Here is a 7,719-nt window from a genome sequence, read left to right on the forward strand (position 1 = left end):
AACAATTTGGGTTTTCAGTTCTGTTTTATATTTGGTCATATAAAAAAGTGCCTCACAATCATTAGATTTCTTGTCTAACAATTGTAGGGCACTTCATAAAAGTTGAACTGTGGTACTTAGATTAAAAAATTACGAGGAGTATTTTATAATGAAAGCTTTAAATATAGTATCAACAATTATTTTAGGAATCTTTTGTATTCCGCTACTTTGGCTTGCAACTAAGAGCAATCTTGCATCTATCCTTTGGATTGCTATCCTGATTGCAATTATGTATACGTATATCGACATATGGCTAATGGTGAACACTAAGGAATTTAAAAATCAGACTGATATTAAAAAAAGTTCTGATATTTTTAATAGGTTTTTTCAAGACCTAGGTAGCCCAATGGCAATGCTTATTATTGGATATGCCATTGCTAAACTCTAGCTAGACCTCCTTTAAAGAAAGGATGTGAATATTATCGTAAACAAACCGTGGCCTGCAAAAGGATTGCTAGATCTTTTGATTACTTTATTTTGTGCTGCAATATCTTCTGTTGTTGCTGTCTGTTTTAAAAACTATTATCTCATGTTTGGTTTAATCATTTCCTTTTTGATCGTCGCAATTATAATTTTAGCAATATTTTATTCCGAACTACGGATTGCGTACAATGCTATGTCTGAAAGGCTTGATCAGATGATCGACGTTCCGAAGCTTAATAAAGAAGCTATGGAAGAAAAACTAAAGCAAGGAACCCATGACGATGACTTTAACACAGCTTCAACTAAGGCCAACACTAAAAAAGAAGGTCTTAGTAGCCAAGATCCAGAGGAACGCGATTAGGACCGTCTTCCATAATTTTGGTTAGTTCTTTTACTAGATTACCTCTCAAAACATTTCTATGAACCATCGCTGATCCTAACGCATCCTTTCTTTGCATATAAGGAAACATGTACATTGAGAGAGCAGCATATAGATTGACAACTTCGTCATCGTTTAAACTAGCAACAAATTTTTGAATATTATTTCTGCTAAACATTTTACCATCTCCAGAGGTGATTTTTATTATGAATAATTTTTTTACTAATAATATCGGTGCTTTTTATCCTATTGATACTAATGGAAACAAAGCCGCCTATTTTAATTTTCAAGCGTTGCCATCTCAAGCTCAAGTAACTTTTAATATTTCTGTAATGGCATATAATCCTCACACACCTTACCAATTCCATCTAACTGTTTATAAGGATAATTATAACAAAGGCAATCTAATAGTTGATATGTATGTTACCACTAATCCAGGATCTATTAAAATTAATCCAATTAACTCTATTGAGAATGGTCTTAATAGTACAAACTTTTCGTTAACTACGCCTCTATTTCCGATAGCTTCTGGTACCCATACTTACGAAGCACACATTGACCTATTGGATATGCAAGGAAATAAACTCGATGAAAATAAAACATGGTTTCTTACACGGCAACAACAATCACAATCGCTATCAGCTCCTGACGGCGGCTTAAACTAAATTTACTCGGGGAAACAACAATGAAGAAAATATGCCTTATTTGTGTAACTATTGTTGCTGGCCTATCGCTAGCAGGTTGTAGTCACTCAGCATCACAGAAAAATAATAAGCAATCCACTGAATCATCCAGCGTGAAAAAACATCATACTCATGACGAAGCTCAAGATGATGATTTTTCATTAAATCTTGTAAGTTCAGATGATCAAGACACTGATTCGAATGATTTAGATATTAATGTTCCATTATCTAACACTTCAACTAGTTCAGCATCAAATACCCAAGTACCCCACTTTAATTCTAACGGTACTGGTTCCCCTACTTCTGGTGGTGATCCAAAAGTTCAAGCTGAAACCGCAAGCATACAACATGATTGGAACGTTAAGCAAGGTATCGAAAACCCTGATGGCAGTGAAACACAAAACTTCCAGAATTGGGTATTTAAGCGTGACCAAGCAGAAGCAAATGGGCAAAGTATGCCCGACTATGATCAAAATCAACGATATTAAACGGGGGAAGATTAATGAATGCTGAAAGCAATAAGAAAGAACCACAATTTTGGAAGGGTGATCCTTCTGGTGGTTTTGCAATCGGATTAGTCGCCGGATTCATCATTGGGTTAATCAATATTTGTTCATTCAATATTCCTTGGCTGGGAAGAATTTGTTTCATAGCGATTTGGCTTGTTATGGGAACCCAACCACGTTTCAAAGATAAGCGAACTCCGGAACAAATAGCAAAGGATGACCAAGAACGTGAACAAAGACTTCAAGAATATCGTGAAGAAGCTAAAGCACGACAAGAGCAAAGACAAGCCGAAAAGCTTAAGAAAAACGAGCTAAAAATTCAAAAGAATGAAATCAAGCTTCAAAAATATCAACTGAAAAACCGCAATAAAATAAAATGCCCCAAGTGTAGAAGCACAAACGTACAACCACTCGGAGTTCACAAAAAAGGATTTTCAGTTGGTAAGGCTGTAGCTGGAACAGTAGTTACTGGTGGGCTTAAAGTTGGTGCCTTAGCAGGATTTGCTGGTAAAGGCTCAAAGAAGACAGACTTTGTATGCATGAATTGTGGAAAACAATTTAAAAAATAAAATCTTGTCCAACTAAATTGATGACATTAAAAGCTATTTAATATTCAAGTTTTAAACCGGTCGATTTCGACCGGTTTAAAAAGTACTACAAAAGAACATATGTACGGAAAGGACCACTCGCCATGAATAAAAATGAACTACTTGAATATATCGATAATAACTCTACTGCAATTACTATTTTTAAGAATAAGGTACATACGGAACAAGAAGCTAAAAATAAAAAACGCCAACCTGCTAAGCGATGGAACGAAGCAAAGATTGAACGTGTTGTAGATAAATATACTGATGATTTTATTGGTAATGTCTACGATAAGCTCTCTAAAGCGTTAAAAGCTAATAGGAACACTCCTACCCAACAATGGGTCAACTTTATTGAAACTAACGAAATACTTGATAGTTTAGAAGAATCAGTAAGTATGATGGAGATTGGAGGTGAATAATTATGTGGATGCAAGAACGCAATGGGAAATTCCGCTTCTTTGAGCAATATAAAGATCCTCTAACTAATAAGACTAAAATTATCAGTATTACTATGAAAGATCATAAAAAGAGTACTGCTAAGCAAGCTCAAATTATTCTAGATAATCGCATATCCAAAGTCCTATCAAAAGTCGGTATCGGAAAAATAATTCATGGAATTACACTCAAACAGTTACTTGATGAATATACCGAATATGAAAAACCACGAATTAGGAGATCAACGTATTATAGCCATCAAACAATGATTAATACTTTACTAGATATTTTTGGCAACGATGCCTTAGTTGAAAAATTTACCCCGCTTATCATTACTGAAAAACTAGAAAATCTAATGTATGGGGATAGAGAATTGTCCAGTGGCTATGTATCACGATATAAGTACTATCTGCATAAGTTATTTGATTATGCCGTAAAACACTCATATACAAAAGATAACCCGATTGATAACGTTAAAATTGATTATAAGGCCCCTGCTAATGGTCAACAAATTAAAGATAAGTTTCTCGAAGCTGATGAACTGAAAGCCGTCCTCAACTATCTATATAACAATACTCGGATCTACGGAGAACTTTGCGAATGGTTATATCTCACCGGGCTACGTTTTGGCGAAGCAGCCGCTTTAAGTTTTGATGATGTTTACCAAAAGGACAATCATTGGTTTGTAGATATAACCGGTACATTAGAGTATAAACGAATTAAAATCAAAGAACAAAAAAAGAGCAACGCACCTAAAACATCATCCTCAGTCCGTAGCGTTGTACTACCAAAGAAAGCCGTTCAAATTTATCTTGATCTGAAGAAAAAATCTAATGGCAAAGGCTTTATCTTCGCAACTGAAAACGGCACACCAATTCAAACGGCATCAGTAAATACTGTTTTAAGATCAGCAAAGAAGAAACTTAAACTTAATAAACCACTAAGTACTCATGTATTCAGACATACCCACATCTCGAAAATGGCCGAGTTAGGAATTCCACTATATGTAATCCAACAAAGAGTTGGTCACTCCAATAGTAAGATTACCTCCCAGATATATCTTCATGTGACACAAAAAGTAATTGAAAAGGAAGCATCAAAACTTGATGAACTGTAAAAACCTACCAAAAACCTACCATTTACTTTAAAAAATTATTTTTGCTCTTTCTTTTTCCTTAAAAATAATTTTAAAACAAAAAAAGAACCCTTGATACACAAGGGTTCTGCACTACTAGTTGTCGCGACGACGTTCAGCGATACGAGTAGCCTTACCAGTACGTTCACGGATTTGCTAAGCTATTTCATCTGCTATTCATGAAGTATTCATGGACTATTCAATTAGTTAATTTAAATAGGTAGAAACTCATAAAATATTCACGAGGTAGTCATAAACTACTCACAAAAAAACTACCAACTACCTACCAGATAATTAACGGCATCCCTCAAATGAGAGATGCCGTTTTAATTTTAAACCACTCGATGTATGTATTATATCATATCTAATTAAGCCACGAGTCGAAACCGCAAAGCAAAAAAAGCCCTAGTAGCTATTGCGAATTTTACAACAATCAATAGGGCTGATACTAAATCTGAATTGTTTGACCAACATAAATCACGTTCGGATTAGCAATCCCGTTCTTCTGGGCTAATGTTTGCCAGGTCTTACCAAACTTAGCCGCAATTCTGCTTAAGGTATCTTTAATTAAAATTCCGCTAAATAAGCGTTTGCAAATTACTATTTCTACCTATTATGTAGCATTACTCTTATATAACGTAAAAAAACCTGCCAGTCTATCGACCAGCAGGCTATTAGTTTATGCTACGTAATCTACTCCAGTGAGTTCTTTGTATTGAGCTGGTGTAATTGTATCTGGACCAGTTCCTACGTACACTTTGTAATACTCTGGATCAGTATTGCCCCAGTCGTTCCAGAACATCTTAAGCATTGTCATTGTGTCCATCATATTAGTTGCCCTCTTTCTGTAATTCCATGATCTGCGCTTGTTGAGTCATTACCATTCGCTGTAGCTCTTTGTTAGTCGCAGTTAACTGATTAATCTGAGCTTGCTGCTTCATCATTAACAGCTGTTCTTGTGTCGGCTTTTCCTTATGAATCCAAGCCGTCCCCGTCCAGTAGTTATCTTTTTCCGAATTTGGTGCAACTTCTGTCTGAGTTGCAGACAACTCACGATCAATTGGAATCATAGTTGGGCCAACAAAATAATGTTGAGCGTCAAATTCATAAACCATTTTAAAACTCATATTATCCCTCTTTCTTTACAGCGCCAAAGGACTGTATATCTGTTTCATCCATAAGTCCTAACGAGTAGAGCATTCTTATATATTCTCTTTCTCCATACTTTCCATAATCAGTGTGACCACCCCACATACCACTTGGACTTGCTAAAAAATCCTGCCTATCTTTGTCGTTAAAAAATACATTGGACCACTCCCAGACCGTTGCATCATTAACAGGGTCAGTGATAACTATTCCGTTATAAATAGCAGATGGGGAGCCATGAGAGTCTTCGATTATCTTATGTGTAACCGTCCCATGAGCATATGACATAATACTATTTGCCAACGGCCACGAACCTTCAATGCTGTTGACATATTCATTAATGCCGAAACCATCACCAGCAATGGCGTTATCAAATCCTGACTTTAGCGTTATAGTACATCCATTATCGAAAACATAACGCATGGGATTAGTCGTTCTATCTAAATAGAATCCTGTCGGTCCATGCCTTGTTATATTAGAGGTTACTGTTTTCAAATCATCTTTTGTAGCGTAGTTGGACAAATCAGGTTCTTTAGGTAAATCAGTCTTTTTAGCATAGCCATCAAGGCTAGGGATTTCAGATTTAGTCGCGAATTTTTTATCAGCGTCTGCCGTTTTTAAAAATAGCGTTAAATCTGGAATTACTGGAAGATCTGATTTCTTAGCATAGTTTGCTAACTCAGACTTTTTCACTAAATCAGTGACACTTGGAAGGTCACTCATCTTCGCATAACCTGTTAAATCTGGCAGATCAGACTTTAGAGCGTACTTAGCTAAGTCGGGTTGCTTAGGTAGCTCTTCTTTCTTAACATAGTCGGTCATATTAGGTATGCTTGGTAGATCGTTCTTTTTAACGTATTCTGCTAACTCAGTTTGCTTTACTAATCCTGCTATATCGTCCTTACTTGCCAGCCCGCTTAGATCAACCTGTTCAGGAATTGTTAGTGACTTACCGTTGATCGTGATAGTGCGCTTGTCAGTATCAATTGAAGCCTCAATGTTACCTCCTTGATTAGGATTGCTAGAATTACCAACGTCTTTCACTAAATTCTTAAACTCTTTAACAAACTCATCAAGCGTTAACGATGTTACTGTCCCGTTTGGCAGGTCGGTTGCGTTAGAATTTATGACCAGCCATTTCATCCCAGTATCAGGGTAAATTGCCCGTTGTCCATCTTTTTCAGCCCAAATTTCAAAACGATAAATCCCCGCTGGTAAATCGAGTTTGGCGCTGTCTAGTACTAGCTGATTATCTTGAATAGTTAATTCAATTCCTGTTGGTGTAACTAGGCTACCATCATAGGTAATGAACGCACGATAATTAACACTTTGATCCAACGGAGTTGGCTTGCCATCATCGATTAACTGAATTAAATACTTTTCTAAGTTATCAGTACGCTTTTGCGATACATTTGGAATTTTTATCTCTCGCATAAAAACCTCCTATAATATAAGTCCTAGCAATCTTTACATCACTACAACGATTACTAGGGCTTATATTAAATCTGAATTGTCTGACCAACATAAATTACGTTGGGGTTTGCGATTCCATTCTTTTGAGCTAATGCTTGCCAGGTCTTCCCAAACTTAGACGCAATTCCGCTTAGGGTGTCCCCTGCTTGAACAGTGTAAGCATTGGATTGTCCGTTGCCGGCTAAGTAAAGTTTTTGACCAACGTAGATCACATTCGGGTTAGCAATGTGATTACGGCTTACGAGGTCAGAGACAGTGGTGCCAAATTTAATGGCAATCCCGCTTAGTGTATCACCTGCTTGGACGAAGTAAGTATTTTCGCTTGTTGGTTGACCAGTAACTTTAAGCACCTGACCAACGTTAATGTGGTTAGGATCACCAATGCTATTAATTGCTGCTAAGTTCTGGCAAGTGGTCCCATACTTTTCAGCAATTCCACTCAATGTATCGCCTGGCTGAACAATATAGGTTCCAGTAGCTGGGTGGCCAACATGTTGAACTGGCTGTGGCGCTGAAACGTTAATTTGAGGTACTGTACCAGCAGTTGCACCAGTGGTAAAGGCACCATCAAAGTCAAGGCTTGTATCAATACCCATAATACCATGATCGGTTGTTTGCCAAGCATTTGCGTTGTCAATACCTAATGAGGTTACACCATAACCAGCAACCCAAATCTTACGTGAACCAAAGCCGTGCGAATTAAGAATGCCACCGGTAAAGAAGGACTTCATGGAGTAAATTCCAGTGTTCTTATAGCCAAGAGCTTCTACTTCTTGGAGGAAGGCTAATGATGCTGATTGATAATCTGTGGCCGAATGAACTTCCGCATCATCAATCATCAAAGTATCGTCATACATACCAAATTGCTTAGCGATCTTAACGAAGAATCGAGCTTCATTTTGTGCATCAG

11 protein-coding genes are annotated in these 7,719 nt (G+C 37.0%); 7 read left to right on the forward strand and 4 right to left on the reverse strand.

Annotated features, from left to right (window positions below):
• Positions 1-148: 148 nt before the first annotated feature.
• From H5R88_RS08300 to H5R88_RS08330, 7 genes are all read left to right on the forward strand, one after another.
• Positions 149-427 (forward strand): hypothetical protein, encoded by a 279-nt coding sequence (locus H5R88_RS08300; protein ID WP_182600767.1) that lies wholly within the window; start codon positions 149-151, stop codon positions 425-427.
• A gap of 75 nt (positions 428-502) precedes the next feature.
• Entirely contained in the window at positions 503-823 is a 321-nt protein-coding gene (locus tag H5R88_RS09605) for a hypothetical protein (RefSeq protein ID WP_220477599.1), read from the forward strand.
• Between the two features lie 224 nt (positions 824-1,047).
• On the forward strand, positions 1,048-1,506 hold the full coding sequence (locus H5R88_RS08310) for a hypothetical protein (RefSeq protein WP_182600769.1): 459 nt from the start codon (positions 1,048-1,050) through the stop codon (positions 1,504-1,506).
• A 20-nt stretch (positions 1,507-1,526) separates the two neighbouring features.
• Positions 1,527-2,012, forward strand: coding sequence for a hypothetical protein (locus H5R88_RS08315; protein ID WP_182600770.1), 486 nt, complete (start codon positions 1,527-1,529; stop codon positions 2,010-2,012).
• A 14-nt stretch (positions 2,013-2,026) separates the two neighbouring features.
• Positions 2,027-2,599 carry a hypothetical protein gene (locus H5R88_RS09720; RefSeq protein WP_231824885.1) on the forward strand — a complete coding sequence of 191 codons (573 nt, stop codon included), beginning with the start codon at positions 2,027-2,029 and terminating at the stop codon, positions 2,597-2,599.
• Between the two features lie 122 nt (positions 2,600-2,721).
• The gene (locus tag H5R88_RS08325) at positions 2,722-3,039 is read left to right on the forward strand and encodes a hypothetical protein (protein WP_182600771.1); all 318 of its coding nucleotides are present in this window, start codon (positions 2,722-2,724) and stop codon (positions 3,037-3,039) included.
• Positions 3,040-3,041: 2 nt separating this feature from the next.
• On the forward strand, positions 3,042-4,172 hold the full coding sequence (locus H5R88_RS08330; protein ID WP_182600772.1) for a tyrosine-type recombinase/integrase: 1,131 nt from the start codon (positions 3,042-3,044) through the stop codon (positions 4,170-4,172).
• 697 nt (positions 4,173-4,869) lie between these two features.
• Here the strand turns inward: H5R88_RS08330 and H5R88_RS08340 are convergent.
• The 4 genes from H5R88_RS08340 to H5R88_RS08355 all read right to left on the reverse strand — a co-directional run.
• Positions 4,870-5,019 (reverse strand): XkdX family protein, encoded by a 150-nt coding sequence (locus tag H5R88_RS08340; RefSeq protein ID WP_182600773.1) that lies wholly within the window; start codon positions 5,017-5,019, stop codon positions 4,870-4,872.
• A gap of 1 nt (position 5,020) precedes the next feature.
• Positions 5,021-5,317, reverse strand: a complete 297-nt coding sequence (locus tag H5R88_RS08345; RefSeq protein WP_182600774.1) for a hypothetical protein — start codon at positions 5,315-5,317, stop codon at positions 5,021-5,023.
• A gap of 1 nt (position 5,318) precedes the next feature.
• On the reverse strand, positions 5,319-6,770 hold the full coding sequence (locus tag H5R88_RS08350) for a hypothetical protein (protein ID WP_182600775.1): 1,452 nt from the start codon (positions 6,768-6,770) through the stop codon (positions 5,319-5,321).
• A gap of 65 nt (positions 6,771-6,835) precedes the next feature.
• Positions 6,836-7,719: LysM peptidoglycan-binding domain-containing protein (locus tag H5R88_RS08355; protein WP_182600776.1), on the reverse strand; the 884-nt coding region annotated here is incomplete at its 5' end.

This window comes from Limosilactobacillus agrestis (assembly GCF_014145585.1).
Taxonomy (GTDB): domain Bacteria; phylum Bacillota; class Bacilli; order Lactobacillales; family Lactobacillaceae; genus Limosilactobacillus; species Limosilactobacillus agrestis.